Raw genomic sequence first — 26,303 nt, forward strand, 5'->3', positions numbered from 1 at the left:
AGTTAAAAGAGGAGCCCATGAGCAAACAGCCAAATTCAAACGGCTTGCTGATTGCGGCTCTTTTTCAATCTCGTGGTGTCCTTGCCACCCTGATCGTCAGCCAAGTCATTGCTATTTTGCTCGCCTTCTCACCCATGAGTTTAGGTGATGTTTGGTTACGCCTTGCTATATTTAGCTGCTTTTTACATCTAATCTTTCTTTCTAGCTTGTCGTTACTGTATGTGTGCCGAGCTTTACTTACAGAGCAGTCACATTCAAAGCAGCTATTTATTCTGATATTTACATTACTGGCATCAACGTATGTTTTTAGTTGGCTGTTTTTGTCAGTGTTTTCAGATGTGTTTGCTATGGAGTCGAGGGCTAACTTTATTGTCAGTAATTTACTGATCATATTTTTGGTCACCGCGTTGTTCAGCCAATTTTTGCTTATTCATAATCAAAAAGAGCAACAAACGAAAGCGTTAGCGCAGGCTGAGCTTGATGCCTTACAAGCAAGAATTCGTCCTCACTTTTTGTTTAATAGTTTAAACACTGCTGCTGAGCTGACACATTATGATGCTGAGGCGGCTGAGCAAGCAATTTTGGCGCTGGCGGCGCTTTCGCAGGCCGCAATGCGTAGCGGTAAAGCCATAAAGCTTGCTGATGAAATCACTTTATGCCAGCAGTATGTGGCACTTGAACGTTGGCGCTATGGCGAACGCCTAGCATTAAGCTGGAAATTGCCTGACGAGTTGCCAGACATTGATATTCCGTGTTTAACAATACAGCCGATTATTGAAAATGCTGTATTTTATGGAGTCGAGCCCGCAGAACAAGGCAATATTTCTGTTGAAATGCATCAATCGGATAAAGCTTATACCTTCATTATAACGAACCCTGTAGCTGCAGAAGTGAATAACTCACGAACAGGAAATGGGATGGCACTGGATAATATCCGCCAACGTTTGACGCTTTTCTATCAACAAAAAGCACAGCTGACGACCACAATTCGTGATGATGTATTTAGAGTGAAGCTGGTAATACCAAAGCAGAGGGATGCATGATAAAAGTTTTGATTGCTGATGATGAACCACTAGCAAGGGCACGTATAAAACGTTTATTAGCTGCAAATGAAGGTTGCACTATTGTTGGTGAAGCAAGTAATGGTGAGCAAGCAATTGAACTTTGTAAGCAGCTCCAGCCCGATTTAGTAATGCTTGATATTAATATGCCTAAGCAGTCTGGCCTTGAAGTGGCCGCAGAGCTAAAACAGTTTTCGATCCCGCCTGCAGTTATGTTTTTAACGGCCCATTCAGAGCACGCATTAACTGCATTTGAGCTCGCTGTTGATGGCTATTTAGTTAAACCTGTTTCTGAGCAGGCATTAACCAAAGCAATGACGCAACTGAGTAAATTAAACCGTACTCAAGTAACTGCCCCCGAAAATAACTACATTAGTTATCAACTTGCAGGTGTAATACGACGAGTTAATGTAGATGATGTGGTTTGCTGTATCGCAGAGCAAAAATATACTCGAGTAGTGTTTTTTGGAGGTGAGGCACTTGTTGAGCAAAGTTTAAAGCAACTAGAGCAAACCTATCCGCTGCAGCTACTTAGAGTTCACCGTAATACACTTGTGAATAAGCAACATATTGTTAGCCTTAATAGCCCATCTTCAGGTGGGCATACAGTTACGATGAAGCAGTATGAAGAGCCTTTGGCAGTTAGTCGTCGAGAGCTTAAAAATGTTAAAGCTGTAATGGGTAAATAATAACACTCTTCATTGCAGCATCTTATCTTCAATAATTACTTTCTTTAGTAGTCATTATCTAACTTTGAGCAAAGTTTAAGTACCGTTTATCGCGCATTTTGACCGCTCGTCCATATACAGATTGTTATTTATTTGTGCCGTAATATTCTTACGGTATGTAAAAGTATCTATGAACTTCATCATGATTAAACATTCTGAGCAGCAAGGCTTTACGCTTATTGAAGTGCTTATTGCCTTTGTTATTTTAAGCTTTGGTTTATTAGGCGCTGTGGCCCTGCAAGCAAAAGCGAAGCAGGCAAGCTTTGATTCTATGCAGCGTGCAGCTGCTGTAGCACTTGGTAATGACATTATCCAGCGTATGCGAGCGAACGACTCACCTGGCTTTGCAGCGTTATATAATGGCACTTTCGATAGTGATACAGCTCTAAATACGAGTTTGAGTTGCTATAACTCAGCATGTAGTGCTCAGCAATTGGCAGAATTAGATAAACAACAGTGGGTGCGTGCAATTCAGGCTCGTGAAAACACCGGCGCTTTAGACGATGCAACTGTGTGCATTAGTAGTACTCCCGTTGCTGCAGGCAATGCCAGCGAATTCAATATTGAGGTTGTGATCAGTTGGCAAGGACGTCAAGAACTTAGTGCTAATAAAGATACAGCTGCAATTGATTGTGGTTCTAAAGGCGATAAGCGACGTTTGATTGTTCTACAAAGCTATATTTATTTAAGGTCTTGATATGAAAAAGCATAATGGATTTACTCTCGTCGAGATGATGGTTGCTTTATTCATCGGAGGTGTGGTGCTCGGCGGGGTGATGTTTACCTATATAAGCATGAAATCAACAACTCGTGACACGATGACAATTGGTGAGCTACAAGAAACTGGTAGACTGGCTATGAATATCATGCAACGTGATATTGAACAGATTGGTTTTTGGGGCACGTTTTATGAAGACTCTTTCTCAGATGCAAATACAAACAGTTTAGGAAATCCCGGTAATGATTGTTCAGAAGGCCTTAATAATGGCAGCTTTCCAGATACAGCTGCAACCAGTAACTTTCGCTCCGTTTATGCAGTGCAAACAACCGGTAACTCAGCCCTTGGATGTATAAACAATGTTGAGAAAAATACAGATGTACTGCAAATTAAGTTTTTAGAAGGCTTACAAATTCAACCTGTCGATACTAGCGATAACTATTACTATTTTATTGCCGAGCAAGAGCTTGCTGAGTTTCAGCGCGGCCCAATCGCGGCAGCAGCTGTAAATGGTAATGCTACGATTTGGCGTTATCGACATCATGTTTATTACATAGCAAAGCAAACCTACACCATTAATGACCAAAGAGTGTCTGTTCCTTTACTTAGACGTAAACGCTTAACTCCTTCTGGGGGCATGACAACTGAAACGGTTATGGAAGGGGTAGAAAATATGCACTTTGTGTTTGGTCTTGATACTACAAATAACAGTCGTGTTGATACATATAAAAGTATCAGCCAGATGACCAACACTGATTGGGAAAATCGCCGTGGTATTTTGACAGTGCAAGTATTCTTACTTGTGAGATCGCTTTTACCAGATTCAAACCTTAAGTTGAAAAATCAAACTTATACATTGGGTGAAGACGCAAATAGCCGCGTTCTTACATTTGACGATAACTACCGACGCGCACTATTTACGACCACTATCCGCTTGAACAATGTTGGGGCAAACTTATGGCGCATTTAACTATGATGCATAAGCAACAAGGTGTTGTATTAATCGTTGCTTTGATCATGGTTATTGCGATAACCGGTATTGCTGTGACTTTGATGAGCAGCAGTAGTGTAGATATTAAAATCACAAATGCCGCTCAAGAGAGAGAAGCGGCAGAGAATGAATTAATTGGTGATGTACAAAACGTCATTGCTAATGAAGCAAAAAAATTAGGTAACAGCCGGTTTTTCTTTAGTAGAGGGCAAGTTCCTGAAACAGGCCTCGATCTAGGTAATACAAATGACACATCTAATACCATGTTTAACAAAAATGAAGGCCCTATGGCTTTAAGGTGCCCAAGACGTTTTGATGATACTGCAGGCTTAAGATGCAATATGGTTGAGATTAATTCAGTGATTGAATATGGCTCTAAAAGTAAGCATAACCTCACTATTACAACAGGGATTGCTCAAGAAATGCTGAGCTTAAATAGTGGAAATTAATGGAGTAAGGCGAGTATGAAAATGAAGTTAAACAGCCTATTTTTTATTTTTGCATGTGTATTTTGCCAAAACCTTTATGCTGAAGATATAGATCTATATGTAAATTATGACGTAGCGGAAGACGAAAAATTACGGGTCTTACTTGTTTTTGATACATCAAATAGCATGGCATTCTCTATAGAAACGGGCAAAGCCTGTAGAGATAAAGGAAAACTAATACTATGCCCTGAAGGAAGTCGTTTAGAAGTCGCACAGGAGGCGATGATTAAATTAATCAATGACAATACTGATATTGAGTTTGGTTTAATGCGGCTTATTAAAGGTACTGGTGGTTATATTGTCCATGGGATTGGAACAAATCATAATGCGATTAAAAATACTCTCAGAAATTGGGACATCACTGATCTAGAATTAGGAACCCCATTAGTTGAAACTATTACTGAAACATGGCGATACTTAATAGGAGATGACCTTTTTTTCGCGAATCTGGTTGAACCAGCTAAAAGAGATAGTTCAACAGAATCAAATGGTAAGTATATTTCTCCTTTCAAGCAGAACTCAGGTGATCCAGTACGATGCGATAATAGCGTAAATATTATATTGATGACAGACGGTGAACCTTACTATGATGTCGGTCAGGATAAATATATAGAAAACTTATATAAAAGTATTTATGGCACTTCACCTAAAAAAGTGGGTAATAGTCATTTACCCTCAATGGCAACAATTCTTCATGGTAAAGAGAAAGAAAATAGGGATATATACCCTGAAACAAGTGTTGTAGATGGCGCAAATGTTTACACGATTGGTTTTGGTAAAGGCTTAGTTAAAAACGCAGGAGACATTTTACAGGCGACTGCTGATAATGGTGGGGGTAGTTATATTTTCGCAGAGTCTGCAAAAGCGCTAAGTGATGCATTTGATGATGTTCTTACCGATATCAGAGAGGTCAACTCAACTTTTTCTTCGCCATCGGTAGCATCAAATAATTCAGATAAATTATCACATCGTGATGCAGTTTATTTTCCTATGTTTTTACCTTCAAACGATGCTCGGTGGCGAGGGAACCTTAAAAAGCTAAAAGTATCTGGTGGTGTCGTAGTTGATGCCAACCTTGCCTCCGCCCTTGGTAATGACGGGGCGATTTTATCAACAGCAAAAACGTATTGGCAATCCAACAGGAATCTCATTGCTGATGGTGGATATGTTGAGAAAGGCGGTGTAAATGCTTATCTAGCTGAACAATCGAGTATTCCAAATAAAGGCCGGAAAGTGATCACAAACTTATCTGGTGGTCGAATGCTCAACTTTACGGCTTACAGAGTCATAATCCATTATGGAAATCGATTTAAGGCTGCAGTTGATTTTGATTCAGACCCCGATGAAGTCTTTGATCTTATAAACTGGTCTCGTGGACTTGATGTTGATGATGAAGATCAGGACGGTTCAACAGATGATTCTCGCCATGATATTTTTGGTGATGTACTGCACTCTAAGCCTGTTACGATAGATTACGGCTACAATGATGTTCGTATTCTTATTGGTACTAATGCGGGCTATTTACATATGTTTAGGGACAGAAACGATGTATTAAGCGAAAGCTGGGCATTTATGCCTGCGGAACTGTACTCAATTATTAAGCCATTACGCGATAAAAAGTTACACACAAAAGTGTATGGAGTGGATGGCCCTATAACCGTTTATTTTGATGATAAAAACGAAGACGGCATCGTTAATAATGATGACAGGGTATGGGCATTTTTCGGATTACGTCGAGGTGGTAATAGCTATTACGGTTTAGATATAACTAACCCTAATTCACCTTCTCTGATGTGGGGAGGGCCATTAAAAAGTGGTGATGGAAAATTTTTAGAACTAGCACAAACATGGTCTAAACCTCAAATTACATTTATCAACCTTAAAGGCTATGAAGATAGACCGCTATTGGTTTTTGGTGCTGGCTACGACACGAATAAAGATAATTCAATCTCAACAGATTCTAAAGGGCGAGGCTTATACATTGTTGATGCAGAAACTGGAAAACAAGTTTGGGCGTTAACAAACTCAGAAGGTGGCTTTAAAGGGCAGCACAGTATAGCGTCAGACATACATTTACTTGATTCTGATTACGATGGTTACACTGACAGGTTGTATGCAAGTGATACTGGTGGTGGAGTTTGGCGAGTTGACTTGGCAACAAACAACAAAAAAAATTGGACGCACTTTCAACTTGCAAAATTAGGTAATAATAACCGCCGCTTTTTTTATGAGCCATATGTTTCAAGAACTCTGTTCAGTAAAGTAACAGAAACAACACTTGATGATGAAACAACTTACTCAAGAATTGATACCCCATTTGATGCAGTACTGATTGGTAGTGGTGATCGCACAGATCCATTGAATTTAAAAGTTGCTGATAAGCTCTATATGATTCGAGATGTAAATACAGTAACTCGAAGCTTTGAAGAGGATGAAATTCCAGATTTAATTTGGCAATCAGATTTAATGAATGTAAATAGTGATCCGTTTGCCAAATTGACCGACAGTTTGGAAGACTTTGTTGAATTAGAAGCTGATTTAGCTGAAAAAGATGGTTGGTTTTATAATTTGGGGTGGGGTGAAAAGGCTACTTCGAAGGCTACCGTGTTAGGAGGCGTTGCTTACTTTACTACCTATAAACCAGATACCAGTTCATCATCGGATTCACAGTGCTCAATTGCAGAAGGACAAGGTTATCTTTATGCATTTCATCTTCACTATGGGACCAAAGTGTATGATTGGTTAAGAACCCCAACAGCGGCAGAACTACCAGATACACCAACTATGTATGTTGAAGATGGTGATGTGTATATATTTCCATTACCAAATACAGACCCAAATTGTACTGAAAACTGTGAGAAAATTGCGGCTAAAGTAGTTAATGGGCCAACTCCTAGCGTTGATGAAAATGGCAATGTTCAGCTTTATGATGAGGAACCACTTAAATTAGAAGTTCATCAAAGTTATATTTATAAGCAAGAAAGAAATGATGATAGCTTATGATTAAACTGTTTGTTTCTTAATTTTATATTTAATTTTTTCTTTATTGAAAATGTGTTTTCAACCCGGGGGTTTGTCTGGGTTGAATGTTTTTTATAATGGCTATTTTATTGCTGGTTATCTAGTATTTATAATCTCCTATCTTAACTTTGTCCTGAAAAGTTTACATTTAACCTGTTGTAATTTGGTTGATTTTTTCTCTTGGTTCTAGGCGCCTTGTAACATTTTAAATTAATTGAGATTTTATTTTTTAACTTTCTTCTTTTTCTTTTATTAAATCTTTAAATATTTTAATAAATAACTGGAATGATGTTGTGTATTTATTATAATACTAATTAGTTAGCATTAATTGGTTGCGTGTTTTAAATTTAAAAACACTTTTACCTGATTTTGTTTTGCTGACTTGGATATTACTAGGCGAGATGTAGATGAAATATCAACACGAAGGTTTGCTATGAAAAACTTTTCAATTAATCGAAATAGAAAAAACAGTGTTCCTAATATACGAAAACAGCAAGGCATTGTGCTTATTATTGCTTTGATTATGGTCGTTGCTGTGACAGGTATAGCTGTGACTTTAATGAATAGCAGCAGTGTAGATATAAAAATTACAAACTCAGCTCAAGAGCGTGAGACTGCAGAAAATAGCTTAATTGGTACAGTGCAAAAAGTTATTGCTAATGAAGCGGCAGCAGGTGGCAATAGTGCTTTTTTAATGAAGGCATCTGAAATACCTGAGGGCGGTTTTGGTATGGATGATATGGATGGCGCATCTAATACTATGACAAATCTAAATAATGGTGCGCTAGATTTACCATGCCCACGTAAATTTAACTTTACCGCCGGTGTGTCATGTAACATGGTCCAAGTAGATACCACTATTACTTATGGCACTAAGAGTAAACATACCTTAACGATCAGCACAGGCGTTGCCCAAGAAATGGCTAGCCTCAATACCGGTGGTTAGTGGAGAAAAGTGATGAATTTAGAAAAAATAACTCAACGTATACTGCTAACTTCTTTAGCAGTGTTTAGTTTTTTGGGTCACGCTGAAGATATTGAATTATATGTCAATCACAATGCCAATCTAGATGAAAAACCTCGGGTTCTTATTGTTTTTGATACCTCAGGTAGTATGGCTTTTTCAACTAGTTCAGGTAACAGTTGTGGCTACTCAGGTGGTTATATTTTATGTAGTGATAGTCGTTTAGGCGTTGCGCAAGATGCTATTACTAAACTGGTTGATGGTAACGATGACATTGATTTTGGCTTAATGCGTTTTAACAGTACCAATGGTGGCTATGTACTTGCAGGCATTGGTTCAGATATATCAGCCTTAAAGACCACAATTGCAGGGCTTCCAGCCGATGGCGGGACACCACTGACCGAAACGCTTTGGGAAGCCTATCTTTATATAACAGGGCAAAGTCTTTTCTATGGTGAAAAAGTTAATGCCGCACTACGTGATACGTCCATAGAGAAGACCGAAACAAGTACATATATGGAGGAGGTATGTGAATGGCGCTATAACAGGGGATGGAGGTATGTTTGTTGGGATGAGCCTCGCATTGCTTATAACAGCTCATATATTTCCCCGTTTGATAATTCAGAAGAAATAAAGCGCTGTGATAACTCAGTTAACATTATCTATATGACTGACGGTGACCCGTCAGCTGGTTCTGATAATGAACAAGACTCTAATATTAGTGCGTTACACAATTCGTATTTTGGTAGTTATTTAAGTGATAGCGATAAAATTGCCGGAGTGTATTTACACAAGCTTGCAAAGATTATTCACGGTACTGATGATGTTGAAGTTGATTTAAGGCCAACGACGACAGACATTCACGAAACAGGTCGAGTCTATACCATAGGTTTTGGTTCTGGAATGAGTGATAATGGTAAGCGCTTACTATCAGAAACAGCAGCTGAAGGTGGCGGTAAGTACCTACATGCCAATACTGCAGAGCAACTTTCTGAAGCCCTTAAAAATACCATTACTCAAATTCGAGAAGTGAACGATACTTTCACGGCACCATCAATTGCAAGTAACAATGTTGACCAAACACGCAGCCGCGAATCAATCTATTATGCGATGTTTTATCCTAAAACAGGGGCTCGTTGGCGCGGAAATCTGAAAAAGCTAAAAGTATCTGGCGATCAAATTATCGATAGAGATGGTAAACCTGCTTTAAATGAAGATGGTTTAATCGATAAAGACGCTAAAACTTTTTGGCTGCCTAGTGGTGAGAGCGCTGATGGTAATTCAGTTGAGTTAGGTGGTGTAAACCTGTATTTGTCTAACTCTTCTAGCGTGCCAAATGAAGGGCGTAAAGTACTAACAAATGTCAACGGCCGCATGCTTAACTTTACCCGTTATCGGGTTGTATTCCATTATGGAACTATAGACAAGGCTGCCGTTGATTTTGAAGCTGATCCGGATGAAGTTGAAGACCTTATTAATTGGTCAAGAGGTCTTGATGTTGATGATGAAGACAAAGATGGATCGACAACGGATTCACGTAAAGACATATTTGGTGATCCGCTGCACTCAAAACCTGTAACAATTGATTATGGTAATGATGATATCCGAGTTTTAATAGGCACTAATGCCGGTTACTTGCACATGTTCCAAGATAAAAATGATGTGCTAAGTGAAAGCTGGGCGTTTATCCCCAGAAGCTTGTATAAAATAATAAAGCCACTTCGTGATAACCAAGCAGATACCAAGGTTTATGGTGTTGACGGGCCAATCTCAGTATTCTTTGATGATAAAAATAGTGATGGAGTAGTAAATGGCTCAGACCGAGTTTGGGCATTCTTTGGCTTAAGACGCGGTGGAAATTACTACTACGGACTCGACATAACTAACCCAGACTCGCCAAGTCTACTGTGGGATCAACCAATTGTAGGTGGCACAGGCGACTTTAAAGAGTTAGGGCAAACTTGGTCTAAACCTACAGTGACGTATGTGAATCTAGACGGTTACAAAGATAGACCAGTGCTTATTTTTGGCGCGGGTTATGATACAAACAAAGACAATGTTATTCGTACAGACGACACTCATGGACGTGGTATTTTTATTGTTGACGCGCAAACGGGTAAAAAAGTGTGGGCATTAACGCCGAGTGAGAATAGCTTTTTAGGTAAGCATAGTATTGCATCAGATATTAGTATCTTAGATTCTGACTATGATGGCTATATTGATAGGCTATATGCAACGGATACAGGCGGTGATGTGTGGCGTGTTGATATGCCTTCTGACAGCCCCACAGATTCAGAAAACCCCTGGACACATTTTAAATTAGCAAGCTTAGGGAGTGCACTTTCAACCCAAGATCGCCGCTTCTTCTATAAGCCTTTGATTGCAAGAACTATGTTCAGCAAAGTATCAGAAACGGCCGTCAATGGTGAAACAGTAACTACACGAATTGATACGCCATTTGATGCTGTGCTAATAGGCAGTGGTAATCGCTCTAAACCAACGGGCACTGTTACCAACGATCAGTTATTTATGATCCGTGATATCAATACGGTAACTCAGCCATTCCTTGGTAGTGATGTACCCGCAGCAATTACACAAGCAGACTTGATGAATATGGATTCTGATCCATTTGGAAATGCACTGGACGACGTTGATAAATTTACTGACTTAGAAATTGAGTTAGGTGAGTATCACGGTTGGTATTACAATTTAGCTTCTGCAGGTGAAAAATCCCTTGCAGCAAGTACAGTTATCGGTGGTGTCGCTTATTTCACAACCTATACACCAGCTTCATCTACAGAAACAGCGAATCAGTGTTCACTAACTGGTGGTTCAGGAAGTTTATACGCTTTCCACTTACATTACGGTACAAAAGTGTATGACAGCTTGAAATTTACTACCTCGAATGATGTTCCTGATACTCCTCAACTTTATTTTGGTGTAGGTGACAGCTGTGTTGATGGTAATAGCGATGGTTACTGTGATGACAACACAGATGAAAAGGTTAAAGAGCAAAGCCAGTTTTTAACCATTGGTCCAGGTATCAAAGGTGAGCAAAATCCACTGAAAGTACAAGAGATCCAAGGTCCAGGTTTAGTTATCGAAGATGGTAAAATTAAACTTGTAAGTGATGCAGTACCTATTGGCTTTGGCTTTAAAACACAACAAACTTTCATTTATAAGCAAGAGCGAAACGATAATAGCCAATAAAACACTAAGTGACTGCTCTGCCTTACATGTTAAGGCAGAGCATGTGGTAGCTATTTAAATACTCGCCTTAATTGCATAATTATTGTTAGCCATCTAAAATAAGAACAAATAGAGGTAATTCCTCTAAAAAACAATTATATAGGTTTTTAAAATATGAACTTTATAAGAACAAAGAGTCATAATGGTTTTACGCTAATCGAGCTGATGATTACTGTAGCTATCTTGGGGATCATCGCTAGCATTGCTATTCCTAGTTATTTTGAGCACGTAAAACGTACCGCTCGAACTGAGGCAATTACTTCGTTATTAGATGCAGCTAATAAACAAGAGCAATACTTTGTCGATAACCGAGAATATACAAGCACAATTGCTGATTTAGGTGTTTCTACGACAACAGAAAGTAACTTTTATACCATTAGTGTTAAGGTAGATAATGATGCAGGTACATTTACATTTAAGGCAACACCTAAATCTGGCCCACCATTACAAGATGCTGAATGTGAAACATTGTCTATTTCTGATACAGGTTTAAAAACGTCAACAGGTTCTGCTGACTCAAGCACCTGTTGGGGTAAATAAGCTTTATTAATTATCAGTTTGGCACCTATCTGTATCAATTAATCTAACTCGGCCTATCGGACTGACCCTAATTGCAAGCCCTTTGAGGCTTGCTTTACTATATTCTGGGCAGTAGGTAAAAGTGCCATTGCCTAATCCCATCGGCATACCCGCAGGGCCAAACGTAACTGCATGACGCTGGTACGTCAGCATGTCGAACTTACTTATTGCTTCGATTTCCATTAGTTTAGTATCACCACTTTCAAATACACCTAGTTCGCCTTTGTCTACAAAAACGGTTAACGATTTGTGCCATATAGCTTTGTTGCATCTGTTGTGTTTTAAGGCGCAGAAGGTGACATAGGCATCATTTGTTTGCGCTTTTAGGCGAGTAAACTGCAGTGCTCTTTTCACCGTTTGCATGTTGCTTTCTAAACGGTTTGTAGCCAGAAGTGGCTTATATTCAAATAAGGCGATATGCAGCAGGAGTGATAAAATTGATAGCACTAAGAGGCTTTCAATTAACGTCGCCCCATTGAGGCTGCGCAGAGTTGTAAATGCCTTCATCCTTGAAGACTCCAAATTTGCGACTGTTTATTTAACTATAATTCGAGAGTGTGGGCTGTCAATTTACCAAGCTTAATTACAGACATCTGTCGTAGTACCAATATATAAAGCAGTCCCTGAGGTAAGTACTTCTAGTTGTTTGTTATTATCGTCATCAGCTTTTGAAGGGCAGTAAGTGAACTTTCCTTGACTTGACGTGAGCATACCGCTGGTATCAAAAATAATAGAATTATCTCCAGTGAAATTTAACTGACTGCTTTCTGGAACTTCTTCCATGACTCTTAAAATGATATCGCCAACTCTTGGGTTATAAACGCCATTTTGATTCGAATCGAAAAAGACGAATACAGTACCTTGGCTCCAATCGTTTAAACATGGAACTCGTCTGTTACTTTCAACTCTTGAAGTGTTGCCACTACAAACAACAATAATTGCATCACTACTTGTTGCTTTTGCGCGTGCAAAACTGAGTGTGCGTTTTAACTCTAACAAATAGCTCTCTGCACGGTCATTTTCAAGCATGTCTGAGCTATCCCATAGTGCTATCAGTGCAACGATACCCACAATGGCAAGCGTGACCATTAGCTCTAATAATGTAAAACCCCGTTGTAATGATTTCATTGTTGTCTCTATTTTGAATCACTTTGTTTAATAATATCATGATTGCTGATTTAATCACCGTAATTCATAGCTTTGTTTGCCATCAGCAATGGGATTGTCTAAAATCGAGGCAATCGAGAAATAATAAGTAATCCGAAATGAAAAAAATCGAAGCAATTATTAAACCATTTAAGCTTGATGATGTGCGCGAAGCATTATCAGATGTGGGCATCACAGGTATGACGGTAAGCGAAGTAAAAGGCTTTGGCCGTCAAAAAGGACACACCGAGCTTTATCGCGGTGCTGAGTATATGGTGGACTTTTTACCTAAGGTAAAATTAGATATCGTATTAAGCGATGAAGATGTTGACCGTGCTATCGATGTTATCGTTAAAACATCGCAAACAGGTAAAATTGGTGACGGTAAAATCTTTGTCACTGACGTTGAGCGTGTCGTACGTATTCGTACCGCTGAAGAAGATGAAGACGCGATTTAATTCCAACTGAAACTCGCACCTTGAGGTGGTTTGGGTATATTCAACCGCAAACATTAAAAAAGGCGCCTAAGGCGCCTTTTTTCTTTTAGTCTATTTTAACGCTTGTTAGCTTCTCGCGTTGCTTTAGCATGTTCACTTAGCTCAGGTAAGCCAAGCTTGTTATAGCTTTTTTCCATGATCTCCAGTGCTTGATCAAGGTAGCTGCTTTGTGAGTAGTGCTCAACCACATATTTACCACGGTTTGCTGCAGCAAGGTACGCCTCTCGCTCATAGTAGTATTCTGCAACTTTTAACTCGTAGCGCGCCATTTTATTCAGTAGCCACACTAAACGCTTTTTCGCTTCTGGTGCGTAGGCACTGTTAGGAAAACGTTTTAAAAGCGTTGATAAATCAGTAAATGCGACACGAGTACGGTTTGCATCTCTGTCGGCACGGTCTACACCAAAATATTCTTGGAATGCGTTTTCATCCGCTTTGATATTCACCAAGCCACGCATGTAGTACATGTAATCCAAATCTTTGTGGTTTGGGTTTAAACGAATGAAACGGTCGATAGTTGCGAGTGCTTGTTCAGTATTACCTGCTTGATAATGCGCAAACACTAAGTCCATTTGTACTTGTTTTGATAGAGGACCAAAAGGGTAGCGAGAATCAATAGCACTTAATAGCTCAATTGCACGCGCATATAAGCCAGAATCTAATGTTTGTTTTGCATCTTCATATAAAGCTTGCGCAGATTTATTAGGAACGCGTTGGATATCTTCTTGATCTGGTGCTGATGAACAGGCACCTAAGCCAAGTACAGATACTGAAAAAACTATGGCGAACGCACGTTTCCCTATTTTATTTATCATTTTATTTCTTACCTTCGATGTCTTCGGCTAGGCCAAGTGAGGAAAACCGAGTAAACTATACGTATTATATTAAAGCGATTCTAACCCAGTCGAGCACAGCTTGCACTGGTAAATTGGGTAAAGTTACTAATGTCAGAGCAAATTTCTCTCCAAGCCGAGGTTCCAATTGACCTTGGCGGTAAACGTCTAGACCAAGTATTAGCGCAATTGTTCCCTGATTATTCTCGTTCACGTATAAAAACGTGGATTTTGGATGATAAAATCACTGTAAACGGCGAAATATTAAACACACCGCGCGAAAAACTTCTCGGTGGCGAAGTGGTGAGTGTAGAAACAACCATCGAAGCCCCTCGTGAATATGAGGCACAAAATATCAAATTAAACATCGTTTATGAAGACGATGATATTTTGGTGATCAATAAACCTATGGGATTAGTAGTACATCCAGGGGCGGGTAACCCAGATGGCACGGTATTAAATGCTTTGCTACATCATTACCCTGACATCATTAATGTGCCTCGTGCAGGTATTGTGCATCGTCTAGATAAAGACACCACAGGTTTAATGGTCGTGGCGAAAACAATTCCGGCACAAACACACCTAGTATCTGCATTACAAAAGCGTGAAAACTTCACCCGTGAATACGAAGCAATTTGTAACGGCACAATGACAGCTGGTGGCATGGTTGAAAAACCAATTGGTCGTCATGCGACAAAGCGTACTCACATGGCCGTGCATGAAATGGGCAAACCAGCGGTTACGCATTACCGTGTTGCAGAAAAATTCCGTGCACATACACGCCTACGTTTACGCCTAGAAACAGGTCGTACTCACCAAATTCGTGTACACATGGCTTATTTAAATCACCCATTAGTTGGCGACCAACTGTATGGTGGTCGTCCGCGCCCGCCAAAAGGTGCTACACCTGAGCTGTTTCAAATGCTACGCGACTTTAAACGCCAAGCATTACATGCTGTAAAGCTATCAATTGCGCACCCAATCACTGGTGAGCTAATGACTTGGCAAGCGCCAATTCCAGATGATATGGCAGCTATGACAGAAGCTTTGCGCGCTGATACTAAAGCAAACCCAAATATCGAGTTTTAAGCGTTATGATCACACCAGCATGGACTGCCCCAAACACTGTTAGCGCGCTGAGTACCACCCGACAGGGCGGGGTTTCGGTTGCACCCTTTGATAGTTTTAATGTGGGTTTACATGTTGGTGATGATGAGCAAGCCGTGCTTGCAAATCGCGCGTTACTTACAAATCAGCTGCCAAACCCTGCTGTGTGGTTAAACCAAACACATAGCAGCGATGTAGTCGTAATTGATGAGCAGTCTGACTTAAGCCAAGTACGCTCTGCTGATGCGCTTTACACACGTTTAATAAAGCAGCCGCTGGCGATAATGACCGCAGACTGTTTACCAGTATTGCTTTGCTCGAGTTCTGGGGATGAAGTCGCCGCTGTCCATGGTGGCTGGCGTGGTTTAGCGCAAGGTATATTGGCAAACACGGTTTCGCACTTTCAAGCGCCAGCAAGCGATATTATTGCTTGGTTAGGCCCTGCTATTGGTCCTTTACAATTTGAAGTCGGGCAAGAAGTTAAAGAGTGTTTTTGCTCACAAAACCCAGAGCATCAACAAGCTTTTACAGCCAAACATGAAAAATACATGGCTGATATCTATTTATTAGCACGTCAGCAATTAGCACAATTAGGCGTGGTCAAAATGTATGGTGGTGAGCACTGTACTGTTACTGAAAAATCACAGTTTTTCTCTTATCGCCGTGACGGACAAACAGGCCGTATGGCGAGCTTGATCTGGCGCAATTAATACGCCTTTTTTGCGATTAAATTTTCTTCTTTTACTTGAACAAATCACTAAGCATACCCATTAATTAAGCAATTAGATTTTTTAATAGGTAAACCCTTATGCGTTTAGATAGATTTACAAGTAAATTTCAATCTGCGCTTTCAGATGCGCAGTCATTAGCACTTGGGCGCGATCATCAATTTATTGAGCCTGTGCATTTAATGTATTCATTGCTTCAGCAAAATGGTTCAAGTGTGCGTGCGTTACTTGCACAAGCAGGCGTCAGTGCTGATGAGTTAAATACTAAGTTATCCCAAGAAATCGAGAAACTGTTTAAAGTTGAAGGTATTGGTGGCGATGTTCAGCTGTCAAATAACCTGATTTCATTAATTAACTTATGCGATAAATATGCTCAAAAACGAAAAGATAAATTCATTTCGAGTGAGTTGTTTGTTCTTGCCGCGTGTGATGATAAAGGCCCTTTAGGCGATATTTTTAAAGCGCTGAATATTACTTCTAGCAAGATCGAATCTGCAATTGAAGCCATTCGTGGTGGCCAAAAAGTAGAAGACCCAAATGCTGAAGAAACTCGTCAGGCATTAAAAAAATTCACCATCGATTTAACTGAGCGAGCAGAGCAAGGTAAGCTTGACCCTGTCATTGGCCGTGATGACGAAATTCGTCGTACTATCCAAGTATTACAACGCCGTACTAAAAATAATCCGGTGTTAATTGGTGAGCCGGGTGTAGGTAAAACAGCGATTGCTGAGGGCCTTGCACAGCGTATTATCAATGGTGAAGTACCTGAAGGCTTAAAAAACAAGCGAGTATTATCGCTCGATTTAGGTGCTTTGGTTGCTGGTGCTAAATACCGTGGTGAATTTGAAGAGCGTTTAAAATCAGTATTGAATGAACTTGCCAAAGAAGAAGGCCAAGTCATCCTCTTTATTGATGAAATTCATACTATGGTAGGCGCAGGTAAAACAGACGGAGCAATGGATGCGGGTAATATGTTAAAGCCTGCACTTGCCCGTGGTGAGTTACATTGCGTGGGTGCTACAACTCTTGATGAGTATCGTCAATACATTGAAAAAGATGCGGCACTTGAGCGTCGTTTCCAAAAGGTGTTTGTTGATGAACCATCGGTTGAAGACACCATTGCGATTTTACGTGGTTTAAAAGAGCGTTATGAGCTGCATCACTCAGTTGATATTACCGATCCGGCCATTGTTGCTGCGGCGCAGCTTTCGCATCGTTACATTAGCGATCGCCAATTACCAGATAAGGCAATAGATTTAATTGACGAAGCAGGTTCTTCAATTCGTTTGCAAATTGACTCAAAACCAGAGTCTTTAGATAAGCTAGAGCGTCGTATTATTCAGTTAAAACTGGAAGACAATGCGTTGGCGAAAGAAAAAGACGAAGCGAGTCAAAAGCGCCGTACCGAAATGCAAGAGCTGATCACTGAACTTGAAGCGCAATACCGCGAACTAGACGAAGTGTGGAATGCTGAGAAGGCCTCACTGCAAGGCACGCAAGTAATCAAAGCAGAACTTGAGCAGGCACGTCTTGATTTAGATGTGGCGCGCCGTGCCAGCGATTTACAGCGCATGTCTGAACTGCAATATGGTCGTATCCCTGAACTTGAGCGCAAACTCGACCTTGCTTCACAAGCAGAAATGCAAGAAATGAGCTTACTTAAAAACCAAGTAGGTGAAGATGAAATCGCTGAGATTTTATCGCGTTGGACAGGTATTCCGGTATCGAAAATGCTGCAAGGCGAACGTGAAAAGCTACTGCAAATGGAAGATCAATTACACCACAAAGTGATTGGTCAAGATGAAGCTGTTGTAGCTGTTGCAAATGCAATTCGTCGTTCTCGCGCAGGGCTTGCTGATCCAAATCGCCCAATCGGCTCATTCTTATTCTTAGGCCCAACAGGGGTGGGTAAAACTGAGCTGACCAAAGCACTAGCCAGCTTCATGTTTGACACTGAAGATGCCATGGTGCGCATTGATATGTCGGAGTTTATGGAGAAACACTCGGTGGCACGTTTAGTCGGTGCACCTCCAGGTTATGTTGGCTATGAAGAGGGTGGCTATTTAACTGAAGCTGTACGCCGTCGTCCGTATTCCGTCATCTTATTGGATGAGGTCGAAAAAGCGCACCCAGATGTATTTAACATCTTACTGCAAGTGCTTGATGATGGCCGCTTAACGGATGGTCAGGGCCGTACCGTTGATTTTAAAAATACCGTGATCATCATGACCTCTAACTTGGGTTCAGATATTATCCAAGAGCAAGCAGGTTCAAATGATTATGCCGGGTTAAAAGAAAAAGTGATGGGCGTATTAGTTAGTCAGTTCCGCCCTGAGTTTATTAACCGAATCGACGAAACCGTGGTATTCCATCCACTTGCTAATGAGCACATTAAGGAAATTGCAGATATTCAGTTAAGTAAGCTACGTGAGCGATTAACAGAAAAAGGCTACATTCTTGAAGTTACGGATGCAGCTTTAGACCGCATCGCTGAAAGTGGTTTTGATCCTGTGTATGGGGCAAGGCCTTTAAAACGTGCTATTCAACATACCATTGAAAACCCATTAGCACAGCGCCTGCTCGGTGGGGATTACCAACCAGGAGCCATCATCCATATTGATGCTGATGAGAATGGACTTGTTTTCTCGAGTCGTTAATTAGCCCTAAAAACAAAAGCCGCATCAATTATGATGCGGCTTTTTTGTATCAGTTAAGTTTAAACTTTAAAGGTTAACAGCATATCGTTAACTTTTCGTGAGCCTTCAACAAGCCCCGCTGCATCTTTAGCCACGTTATAGCTAAGCTTTAAGTTCTCTTCGCTGTGACCTTTAATGCTTTCTACATTTTCGCGTATATCGGTGCTGACAACTTGTTGCTCCTCAGCAGCCGTCGAAATTTCAGTCGCAAGGCCTGATATTTCATCAATTTGTGCGAAGATGCTCGCAAGCTCAGTTTGTGTATGGGCGGTAGTATCAACACAACTATCTGCTTGCGCTTTAGTTGATTGCATCACTTTAGACCAGCTAAATAACGTATCTTGGATCTCTCTAATTGAGCTATGAATTTGTGCTGTTGCATTTTGAGTACGTGAAGAAAGTGCGCGTACTTCATCTGCTACAACCGCAAAACCTCGGCCATGCTCACCGGCACGTGCTGCTTCAATGGCTGCATTCAGCGCTAATAAGTTTGTTTGTTCAGCAATGCCTTCAATCTCACTCATTACTTGGCCTATTTTGTCAGCTTCACTAGCAAGAGAGTTAGCGGTAGTGGCTGCTTGCTCTACTTGGTTAGCTAGATCAGTCACCATGCTGCTATTATCTTCAATATGCAGTTTGATATCGTTACAGCTTTGGTAAGTGGTTTTAACCTTATCAGCAGTGTGATGGGTATTAGCTGAAATCTCGCCAATAGTGGCACTCATTTGTGTCATTGCTGTAGCAATATCACTTAAACGTTGGCCTTGTGCAGCAATACCTTGCTCGGTGAGTGACGATTGTTTATCTAAGTTGGTAGCAATGTCTTTGAAGGAGTAAGTAGAGTCTTTAACACGGCCTAACACAGTTCTAAGCTTAGCGAACAGCATTTGCTGATTATAGGCAGCAATACTAAATGGGTGTGAGCCTGAATACACATAACGTGATACTGAATCAAACTCTGCACGTTGCTGCTTTAAATGGCTTGGCGTAACAACGAGCTCGTCATAATTTAAAGCAAAAAGTAGTACTACAAGGGCGCATGCGGTTAAAGCAACCATCCATGGGGTGGTCATTGCTAACCCAGCAATACCTGCAACCAATAAAATCGCAGACACTATTTGTCTGAGTGAAATATTCTCACGAAATGATGCGATAGATTTTCCATCATTAATTTTAGTGTACAGAGCCATCGCACGGGTTTTTAATTGCTCAGATGGTTTGGTACGCACTGATTGATAGCCCACTAGCTGGCCATGCTCATAAATAGGCGTAACGAACGCATCGACCCAATAGTAGCGACCATCTTTACAGAGGTTTTTTACCATGCCACGCCAAGAGTGTCCCTCTTTAAGTTTTTCCCACATCTCTTTAAATGCCGCTTTAGGCATATCTGGGTGGCGTACAATATTATGATTTTTTCCGAGAAGCTCTTCTTCGGTGTAACCTGCTATAGTACAAAATTCCTTATTTACGTATGTGATTACACCGCGTAAATCTGTGGTAGAGACAAGCTCTTGATTATCTGAGTATGTCACTTCTTGATTGACGATTTCTTGCCCACGACGCATATGAGTCCTCGAAATATACTTTTTTATGGTGTGCGGATTATAGTCTCAGAAAAATGTAAGGGAAGGGGGGACATAGTGTTAACTGTGAAACTTTTAATAATTTCATCTTCCCTTTGATCTAAAACAACATCTTGCCTGAATTATTATGTTTAGCCTCAGTCTTTTATATTAGTTAAAAGGTCTAATATACTCAAGGAAAAAGCCTAAATTGTATTTTTAACCGTTTTAGCAACAATGAAGTGCCACCAAAGCAATTGTATATTGTGACTCACAATGGCAAGATTGAGCTTCAAGTGTATGGGTAAATAATGAAACTGATATTTCTGACTTGAGTAATTTTTTTTTGCCCCCATACACTTAGGATTACAGCCACGCGGCTCGAGGAAGCATTTTTGATAAAACATGATTTAAATAAAACGCTAGAAGCGTTAACGGCACAATTTCCTAACGCAATTAATGGGATTCAACGTGGTATCGAGCGAGAAGCATTAAGGATAAAACCAAGTGGTGTTATCTCACAGCAAGGTCATCCACAAGGCGTTGGTAGCGCTTTAACGAATGATCATGTCACCACTGATTTTTCAGAATCATTATTAGAATTTATCACGCCGGTTAGTACATCTGCAGAGCAAACACTCGCGCAGCTAAAAGACTTGCAAAAGTTCACCTTATCGCAGATGGACGATGAGCTGTTATGGCCGATCAGTATGCCATGCTTTATTGAGCATCAAGATGACATTGTACTCGCACAGTTTGGTGACTCAAACATTGGCCGCATGAAAACACTTTACCGTGAAGGCTTAAAGAACCGTTATGGCAGCATGATGCAGGCCATTGCCGGTGTGCATTTCAATATCTCTTTCCCTGAAAGCTTATGGCAAAGCCTTTATAGCTTAAACGGTAACCAAGGTACATTAGCTGACTCTATTTCGACTGGCTATTTAGGGCTTATTCGTAACTTTAAGCGTGAGCTTTGGTTGATCAGCTTTTTATTTGGTGCATCACCAGCATTATGTAGTTCATTCTTACAAGGGCGCGAAACTGATTTACCATTCAAAAAGCTAGGTAAAGGTACTCTTTATTTAGAAGTGGGCACAGCGCTGCGTTTGGGTAACCTTGGTTACACTAACAGTGCACAATCGTCTTTACGTGTTATGTATAACTCACTCGAAGAATATGTAGCAGGCTTAAAAGAGGCGATTCATACACCATCAGATATTTATGGTCATATAGATGACTACACGAGTGCTGAGCCAAAGCAGTTAAATAAAAATATTCTGCAAATCGAAAACGAGTTTTACTCGCCAATTCGTCCTAAGCGCAATGCAGCATCGGGCGAAACACCAACCGATGCATTACTTCGCGGCGGTATAGAATACATCGAAGTACGTGCGCTTGATGTTAACCCGTTTAGTGAAACGGGTATCGATTTACAGCAAATTCGTTTCTTAGACGTATTCTTAACTTATTGCCTCTTGAATGACTCGCCAGAAATGGATTGGCAAGAGCAAAAATTAAGCACAACTAACCTTGATGCGGTTGTCAATGAAGGTCGAGACCCAGAGCTAATGCTCAACAAGCAGGGGGAGATGGTGCGTCTAACTGATTGGGCCGAGACAATTTTTACTCAGCTATCTGAGGTTGCCCGTTACATGGATAATGCATATGGCGTGAGTTATTACAGCGAAACCATAGCTGAGCTTGCAACTTGGGTGAACAATCCAAGTAAAACTTTCTCTGGCAAATATGTTAGTGCGCTGGCAAAAGAGAACCAAGATAATGGTCATTTCGCTTTAGCACTTGCACAGCAGTACAAGCAAAGCCACCTTGATGCTGATTACCAATTTTATGATCAAGCATTTTTGGCAAAGCAAGCGACTGACTCTGTACTTAGAGAGCGTGAAGTTAAAGCAGCAGACAGTGTATCTTTCACTGCATTTTTAGATGACTATTTTGCTAAAGCTTAGTATTGTGAAGGCATAAAAAAACGCAGCCTAGGGAGGCTGCGTCAAAGATTCTTCAGGGATGAAACAATGCTATACTGCTGCATTCATAAGTTCAGACTGACCTGATGAGAAAAAGTTCAGCGAGATCCATAAAAAAATGAAAAAAAGTATAATTATTTTATCGCTGGCCGCATCTTTGGCTGGTTGTGCAACGGCTCCCCCTGAGCAACCTCATGATATATGTAAGATTTTTGAAGAAAAACCTGACTGGTATTACGATGCTCGTGATGCACAAGAAAAATGGGGTTCGCCAAAACATGTGCTAATGAGCATGATGTATCAAGAAAGCTCATTCCGCCATGATGCAGCGCCACCAATGGAATACTTCTTATGGGTAATTCCAATCGGACGTGCTAGCTCTGCATATGGCTACTCTCAAGCAAAAACCCCAACATGGTCAGATTACATTCGTGAAACAGGTAACAGCGGTGCAGACAGAGATGATTTTGATGATGCTATCGACTTTATGGCCTGGTTCGTTTACAAAACCCATAAAGTAAATGGTATATCGAAGTGGGACGCCTACGCGCAGTACCTAAATTACCACGAAGGGTGGGGCGGCTATAAGCGAGGCACTTATAAAAGTAAAAAATGGCTAATGAGCGTTGCTAATAAAGTTAAACATCGAGCTAGCCGCTATGGCGCACAACTTAAAAAGTGTGAAGCCGATTTAGACAAAAACTGGTTTGAACGCTTATTTAGTTAATGCATAAATAGAAAGCCCGCATCAATTAGCGGGCTTTTTGTTAGTTATTTACCAGGAAACTGGTGAATATGGACATCCCTTTGCGGGAATGGAATCGTGATATCAGCAGCGTCAAAGGCAATTTTAACGCGTTCGTATAAGCCAAAATACACTGGCCAGTAGTTATCAGACTCAACCCACGCCCATACCAACATGCCAATATGGCTTTCACCGTGCTGGCTAACATGAACCGATGGTTTTTTATCTTCTATATCTTTTAGTATCAAATCATAGTCATTAAGCACGCTCATAAGCACATCACGGGCTTTATGAACATTATCGCCATAACTAATGCCAAATTCGATAGCTACGCGGTGTGTTGGCTCTGAAAACTTATTCTTAACGCAGCCATTTGAGAGCGTGCCATTTGGGATAATGATTTTTTCATTGTCGTAGGTGAGTAAAACAGTGACAAAAATTTGTATCTCAACAACTGTACCCATGTAGCCTTGCGCTTCGATTACATCGCCAACTTTAAAAGGCTTAAAGAACAGAATAAGCACGCCACCTGCAAAGTTAGCAAGGCTACCTTGAAGTGCCATGCCGACCGCAAGGCCAGCAGCACCAAGCATTGCGATAAACGACGTAGTTTCTATACCAATCATAGAAGCAACAGATATCAGCAACAGTACTTTTAAAATGACCGAGATAAAGGAGACTAAAAAGTGCGTAAGGCCAACTTCGAACTTGACCTTATTCATTGATTTTTCGGCCATATTGGCAATTCTACCAATTAACCACCAACCTATGATCAAGACCAGTATTGCGAGGATAAACTTTGGCCCGTAAAGCATCAGCAATTCGATAGCTTGGTTATAGATTTTTTCGATTGATATTTCGTCCATTATTTTCCCTTTTATATCAATATATGCAAAAGAAAATAATAGTAGAGGAATTCGTGTTTGGTTGTGCGGGATAGCTTATAAAATGTGAATCTTCAGAGGTAATTCAGCTGTAAGTAACAAAAAAGGAGTAGCAAGCTACTCCTTTTGTTTAGGTGGTGTAGAAAATTATTCTGTACGTTTACTTGGAATAACTTTAACTAACTTAACCATGTTTTCTTTTATCTCGATAACTTCAATAGGGTAGCCGGCTATACGCAAACTTAGGTTTGAGTCTGGGATGTCCTCTAAGTATTCAACAATTAAACCACTTAGCGTTTTCGGGCCATCAATCGGTAGCTCCCAACCCATTTCTTTATTTAAATCACGAATATTGGCACCGCCATCAACAAGTACTGAGCCATCATCTTGCTCTGTTACTTCTTCACTCGGTGTACGCGTTTGCGTTGTAGTGAAGTCACCCACTACTTCTTCAAGAATATCTTCAAGCGTTACTAGACCTTGAATATCACCATACTCATCAACAACTAAGCCAATACGCTCTTTTGATTGCTGGAACTTAAGTAGTTGCGTGTTCAGTGATGTGCCTTCAGGAATAAAGTAAATTTCACGTACCGCACGCAGTAGTGATGGTTTATCAAACTGCTCTTTAGTTAATAGGCGCAGTGCATCACGTGAGTGAATAAAGCCAACAGCATCATCAATTTGGTCACGATACAACAGTACTCGGGTGTGCTGTGCATGAGTAAGTTGGCGGCTGATAAGCTTCCAATCGTCATTGATATCGATAGCAACAATTTCGTTGCGTGGGATCATGATATCTTCAACAGTGACTTGCTCTAAATCTAAAATTGAAGTCAGCATGCTTTGGTGGCGAGCAGGTAATAGTGCACCTGATTCGTTCACCACAGTTTTTAGTTCTTCTTTACTTAAGCTGTGCTCTTCAATTTGTGCTGTGGTAATACCAAACAAGCGTAACATGCCGTTGGTCATCCAGTTTACGATAACCACAAACGGGAAAAGGATTTTCAATAGGCCTTTGAGCACAATTGAGCTTGGAAAAGCAACCTTCTCTGGGTATAGCGCAGCAAGTGTTTTTGGCGTTACTTCGGCAAAGATTAAAACAACCAGCGTTAGCGCACCGGTTGCAATAGCGATACCGAGATCACCATACAAACGAATACCAATAATCGTTGCAACCTGTGCTGCAGCGATATTTACAAGGTTATTACCAATTAAGATCAGACCAATGAGTCTGTCAGGGCGACTTAATAGTTTGCTGACGCGCTTCGCTGCACGGTGATCTTCTTTAGCAAGATGACGCAGGCGAATACGGTTGATTGACATAATTCCAGTTTCAGAACCAGAAAAATAAGCAGAAATAAGTATCAATAATCCCAATATAATAAACAGGGTACTAGTCGATATGTCGTCCAAGGATGGATCCTTTTTTTATAAATCAGTGCATATTAAGCTAGAGACAGCTTGCTGAGTCAAGTTAAAACTTATTTAGAACCACTTCTTGGATGAAACGGCTGCCAAAATAAGCAAGTGACAAGATAAAAGCGGCTATCATGATCGAAAATACCACAGGCTTACCACGCCAGCCTTGGCGTAAGTGACCTACAGTGACCACAGTGAAAATTAGCCAAGCAATTAACGATAAAACCGTTTTGTGGATAAACTCACTGGCAAACATTCCCTCTAAGAAGATAAACCCAGAAAGGAGAGCAAAAGTCAGTAAGATAGTACCCAGCGTGAGTAATTGATAAAGCTGACGCTCAACCACCATTAAAGGAGGGAGGTGGCTGTGTACAATTGCCAAGTCTTTGCGTTTGAGGCGCTTATCAATAAAGTAGAACTGGACCGCATAAAGTGTTGAGATTATCAAAACACAATAGGCTAGCAGTGATAAGGATATGTGAGTAACTAAACCAAGCTCAACATCGATTGATTGTAAAATCACATGATGCGGTATAAACAAGCTGGCAAGGGTCAGTAAGGCTGCAAAACCATAAACAACTGGCAACAATAAAGTCGCGGGGAATTTGAGAGACACAGCAGTCACCGACACCACAATGACCCAACAGGTTAATAAGGCAACGTTGACGATACTTAAATCTTGGCCGTCAGCACGAAAAACTGAATTAACCAGTAATAGCATATGAGCAAGGATAGCCACAGTACTAAGAATGACTGTGAGTTTTTGGCTTGGACCTTGTTTGTGAAAAAGGCGTGATAGCACATGTGACGTTGCTAACACATAAAACAAACTAGCAATAATAGTTAAACTAATAATCATCGTGTTTTGGCCACTTAATTTATATCGATAAATC

Annotated in this window: 22 protein-coding genes; 15 read left to right on the top strand and 7 right to left on the bottom strand. The window is 40.6% G+C overall.

The annotated features are described in order from the left end of the window. The first annotated feature begins 17 nt into the window (after positions 1-17). The 9 genes from WA256_RS01885 (at position 18) to WA256_RS01925 (ending at position 11,760) form a co-directional block, all read left to right on the top strand. Positions 18-1,043 carry a sensor histidine kinase gene (locus WA256_RS01885; protein WP_335988656.1) on the top strand — a complete coding sequence of 342 codons (1,026 nt, stop codon included), beginning with the start codon at positions 18-20 and terminating at the stop codon, positions 1,041-1,043. After that, positions 1,040-1,750 (top strand): LytR/AlgR family response regulator transcription factor, encoded by a 711-nt coding sequence (locus tag WA256_RS01890; RefSeq protein WP_181447710.1) that lies wholly within the window; start codon positions 1,040-1,042, stop codon positions 1,748-1,750. Before WA256_RS01885 ends, WA256_RS01890 begins: the two co-directional genes overlap by 4 nt. A 181-nt stretch (positions 1,751-1,931) precedes the next feature. Beyond that, positions 1,932-2,486, top strand: coding sequence for a type IV pilus modification protein PilV (gene pilV / locus WA256_RS01895; RefSeq protein ID WP_062564361.1), 555 nt, complete (start codon positions 1,932-1,934; stop codon positions 2,484-2,486). A gap of 1 nt (position 2,487) precedes the next feature. Continuing rightward, entirely contained in the window at positions 2,488-3,477 is a 990-nt protein-coding gene (locus WA256_RS01900; RefSeq protein ID WP_062564286.1) for a PilW family protein, read from the top strand. Further along, the gene (locus WA256_RS01905; protein WP_058585470.1) at positions 3,465-3,947 is read left to right on the top strand and encodes a pilus assembly PilX family protein; all 483 of its coding nucleotides are present in this window, start codon (positions 3,465-3,467) and stop codon (positions 3,945-3,947) included. Before WA256_RS01900 ends, WA256_RS01905 begins: the two co-directional genes overlap by 13 nt. A 15-nt stretch (positions 3,948-3,962) precedes the next feature. Then, on the top strand, positions 3,963-6,989 hold the full coding sequence (locus WA256_RS01910) for a PilC/PilY family type IV pilus protein (protein ID WP_335988663.1): 3,027 nt from the start codon (positions 3,963-3,965) through the stop codon (positions 6,987-6,989). Positions 6,990-7,440: 451 nt separating this feature from the next. Continuing rightward, complete coding sequence (locus WA256_RS01915; RefSeq protein WP_130166997.1) at positions 7,441-7,953, top strand: pilus assembly PilX family protein; 513 nt, start codon at positions 7,441-7,443, stop codon at positions 7,951-7,953. Positions 7,954-7,965: 12 nt separating this feature from the next. After that, on the top strand, positions 7,966-11,181 hold the full coding sequence (locus WA256_RS01920; RefSeq protein ID WP_063528195.1) for a pilus assembly protein: 3,216 nt from the start codon (positions 7,966-7,968) through the stop codon (positions 11,179-11,181). Positions 11,182-11,334: 153 nt separating this feature from the next. Then, a complete protein-coding gene (locus tag WA256_RS01925; protein WP_058585466.1) occupies positions 11,335-11,760 on the top strand; it encodes a type IV pilin protein in 426 nt (141 codons plus the stop codon). Between the two features lie 6 nt (positions 11,761-11,766). Here WA256_RS01925 and WA256_RS01930 read toward each other — a convergent pair whose 3' ends face one another. Beyond that, positions 11,767-12,306 (bottom strand): GspH/FimT family protein, encoded by a 540-nt coding sequence (locus tag WA256_RS01930; RefSeq protein ID WP_335988669.1) that lies wholly within the window; start codon positions 12,304-12,306, stop codon positions 11,767-11,769. A gap of 72 nt (positions 12,307-12,378) precedes the next feature. Next, entirely contained in the window at positions 12,379-12,927 is a 549-nt protein-coding gene (locus WA256_RS01935) for a GspH/FimT family pseudopilin (RefSeq protein ID WP_130167000.1), read from the bottom strand. A 137-nt stretch (positions 12,928-13,064) separates the two neighbouring features. Here WA256_RS01935 and WA256_RS01940 point away from each other — a divergent pair, with 137 nt between their 5' ends. Beyond that, positions 13,065-13,403: a P-II family nitrogen regulator gene (locus tag WA256_RS01940; RefSeq protein ID WP_054551748.1), complete on the top strand. Its 339-nt coding sequence runs from the start codon at positions 13,065-13,067 to the stop codon at positions 13,401-13,403. A gap of 95 nt (positions 13,404-13,498) precedes the next feature. Here the strand turns inward: WA256_RS01940 and WA256_RS01945 are convergent, their stop codons facing one another. Next, positions 13,499-14,257, bottom strand: a complete 759-nt coding sequence (locus tag WA256_RS01945; RefSeq protein ID WP_054561898.1) for an outer membrane protein assembly factor BamD — start codon at positions 14,255-14,257, stop codon at positions 13,499-13,501. Positions 14,258-14,386: 129 nt separating this feature from the next. On the opposite strand from WA256_RS01945, the gene rluD reads away from it, so the two are divergent. The 3 genes from rluD (at position 14,387) to clpB (ending at position 18,767) form a co-directional block, all read left to right on the top strand. After that, a complete protein-coding gene (gene rluD, locus WA256_RS01950) occupies positions 14,387-15,364 on the top strand; it encodes a 23S rRNA pseudouridine(1911/1915/1917) synthase RluD (protein ID WP_058585463.1) in 978 nt (325 codons plus the stop codon). 5 nt (positions 15,365-15,369) lie between these two features. Next, complete coding sequence (gene pgeF / locus WA256_RS01955; RefSeq protein WP_063530031.1) at positions 15,370-16,092, top strand: peptidoglycan editing factor PgeF; 723 nt, start codon at positions 15,370-15,372, stop codon at positions 16,090-16,092. Positions 16,093-16,190: 98 nt separating this feature from the next. Continuing rightward, complete coding sequence (gene clpB, locus WA256_RS01960; protein ID WP_054561895.1) at positions 16,191-18,767, top strand: ATP-dependent chaperone ClpB; 2,577 nt, start codon at positions 16,191-16,193, stop codon at positions 18,765-18,767. A gap of 59 nt (positions 18,768-18,826) precedes the next feature. Here clpB and WA256_RS01965 read toward each other — a convergent pair whose 3' ends face one another. After that, entirely contained in the window at positions 18,827-20,374 is a 1,548-nt protein-coding gene (locus WA256_RS01965) for a methyl-accepting chemotaxis protein (RefSeq protein ID WP_335988679.1), read from the bottom strand. A gap of 392 nt (positions 20,375-20,766) precedes the next feature. Here WA256_RS01965 and gshA point away from each other — a divergent pair, with 392 nt between their 5' ends. Continuing rightward, positions 20,767-22,341: a glutamate--cysteine ligase gene (gene gshA, locus WA256_RS01970; RefSeq protein WP_063527435.1), complete on the top strand. Its 1,575-nt coding sequence runs from the start codon at positions 20,767-20,769 to the stop codon at positions 22,339-22,341. A gap of 136 nt (positions 22,342-22,477) precedes the next feature. Further along, the gene (locus tag WA256_RS01975) at positions 22,478-23,086 is read left to right on the top strand and encodes a transglycosylase SLT domain-containing protein (protein WP_054551741.1); all 609 of its coding nucleotides are present in this window, start codon (positions 22,478-22,480) and stop codon (positions 23,084-23,086) included. Between the two features lie 44 nt (positions 23,087-23,130). Here the strand turns inward: WA256_RS01975 and WA256_RS01980 are convergent, their stop codons facing one another. The 3 genes from WA256_RS01980 to WA256_RS01990 form a co-directional block, all read right to left on the bottom strand. Continuing rightward, positions 23,131-23,970: a mechanosensitive ion channel family protein gene (locus tag WA256_RS01980; RefSeq protein WP_054561892.1), complete on the bottom strand. Its 840-nt coding sequence runs from the start codon at positions 23,968-23,970 to the stop codon at positions 23,131-23,133. Between the two features lie 165 nt (positions 23,971-24,135). After that, positions 24,136-25,404: an HlyC/CorC family transporter gene (locus WA256_RS01985; RefSeq protein WP_130051057.1), complete on the bottom strand. Its 1,269-nt coding sequence runs from the start codon at positions 25,402-25,404 to the stop codon at positions 24,136-24,138. A gap of 61 nt (positions 25,405-25,465) precedes the next feature. Next, the gene (locus WA256_RS01990; protein ID WP_054551738.1) at positions 25,466-26,269 is read right to left on the bottom strand and encodes a cytochrome C assembly family protein; all 804 of its coding nucleotides are present in this window, start codon (positions 26,267-26,269) and stop codon (positions 25,466-25,468) included. Between the last annotated feature and the right edge of the window lie 34 nt (positions 26,270-26,303).

This window comes from Pseudoalteromonas sp. CH_XMU1449-3, assembly GCF_037027245.1.
GTDB lineage: Bacteria > Pseudomonadota > Gammaproteobacteria > Enterobacterales > Alteromonadaceae > Pseudoalteromonas > Pseudoalteromonas shioyasakiensis.

What these genes read in the sequence shown, in the direction of transcription:
- WA256_RS01885 (WP_335988656.1), top strand. Translation starts at nt 18, where the DNA reads ATGAGCAAACAGCCAAATTCAAACGGCTTGCTGATTGCGGCTCTTTTT.
- WA256_RS01890 (WP_181447710.1), top strand. Translation starts at nt 1,040, where the DNA reads ATGATAAAAGTTTTGATTGCTGATGATGAACCACTAGCAAGGGCACGT.
- pilV (WP_062564361.1), top strand. Translation starts at nt 1,932, where the DNA reads ATGATTAAACATTCTGAGCAGCAAGGCTTTACGCTTATTGAAGTGCTT.
- WA256_RS01900 (WP_062564286.1), top strand. Translation starts at nt 2,488, where the DNA reads ATGAAAAAGCATAATGGATTTACTCTCGTCGAGATGATGGTTGCTTTA.
- WA256_RS01905 (WP_058585470.1), top strand. Translation starts at nt 3,465, where the DNA reads ATGGCGCATTTAACTATGATGCATAAGCAACAAGGTGTTGTATTAATC.
- WA256_RS01910 (WP_335988663.1), top strand. Translation starts at nt 3,963, where the DNA reads ATGAAAATGAAGTTAAACAGCCTATTTTTTATTTTTGCATGTGTATTT.
- WA256_RS01915 (WP_130166997.1), top strand. Translation starts at nt 7,441, where the DNA reads ATGAAAAACTTTTCAATTAATCGAAATAGAAAAAACAGTGTTCCTAAT.
- WA256_RS01920 (WP_063528195.1), top strand. Translation starts at nt 7,966, where the DNA reads ATGAATTTAGAAAAAATAACTCAACGTATACTGCTAACTTCTTTAGCA.
- WA256_RS01925 (WP_058585466.1), top strand. Translation starts at nt 11,335, where the DNA reads ATGAACTTTATAAGAACAAAGAGTCATAATGGTTTTACGCTAATCGAG.
- WA256_RS01930 (WP_335988669.1), bottom strand. Translation starts at nt 12,306, where the DNA reads ATGAAGGCATTTACAACTCTGCGCAGCCTCAATGGGGCGACGTTAATT.
- WA256_RS01935 (WP_130167000.1), bottom strand. Translation starts at nt 12,927, where the DNA reads ATGAAATCATTACAACGGGGTTTTACATTATTAGAGCTAATGGTCACG.
- WA256_RS01940 (WP_054551748.1), top strand. Translation starts at nt 13,065, where the DNA reads ATGAAAAAAATCGAAGCAATTATTAAACCATTTAAGCTTGATGATGTG.
- WA256_RS01945 (WP_054561898.1), bottom strand. Translation starts at nt 14,257, where the DNA reads ATGATAAATAAAATAGGGAAACGTGCGTTCGCCATAGTTTTTTCAGTA.
- rluD (WP_058585463.1), top strand. Translation starts at nt 14,387, where the DNA reads ATGTCAGAGCAAATTTCTCTCCAAGCCGAGGTTCCAATTGACCTTGGC.
- pgeF (WP_063530031.1), top strand. Translation starts at nt 15,370, where the DNA reads ATGATCACACCAGCATGGACTGCCCCAAACACTGTTAGCGCGCTGAGT.
- clpB (WP_054561895.1), top strand. Translation starts at nt 16,191, where the DNA reads ATGCGTTTAGATAGATTTACAAGTAAATTTCAATCTGCGCTTTCAGAT.
- WA256_RS01965 (WP_335988679.1), bottom strand. Translation starts at nt 20,374, where the DNA reads ATGCGTCGTGGGCAAGAAATCGTCAATCAAGAAGTGACATACTCAGAT.
- WA256_RS01975 (WP_054551741.1), top strand. Translation starts at nt 22,478, where the DNA reads ATGAAAAAAAGTATAATTATTTTATCGCTGGCCGCATCTTTGGCTGGT.
- WA256_RS01980 (WP_054561892.1), bottom strand. Translation starts at nt 23,970, where the DNA reads ATGGACGAAATATCAATCGAAAAAATCTATAACCAAGCTATCGAATTG.
- WA256_RS01990 (WP_054551738.1), bottom strand. Translation starts at nt 26,269, where the DNA reads ATGATTATTAGTTTAACTATTATTGCTAGTTTGTTTTATGTGTTAGCA.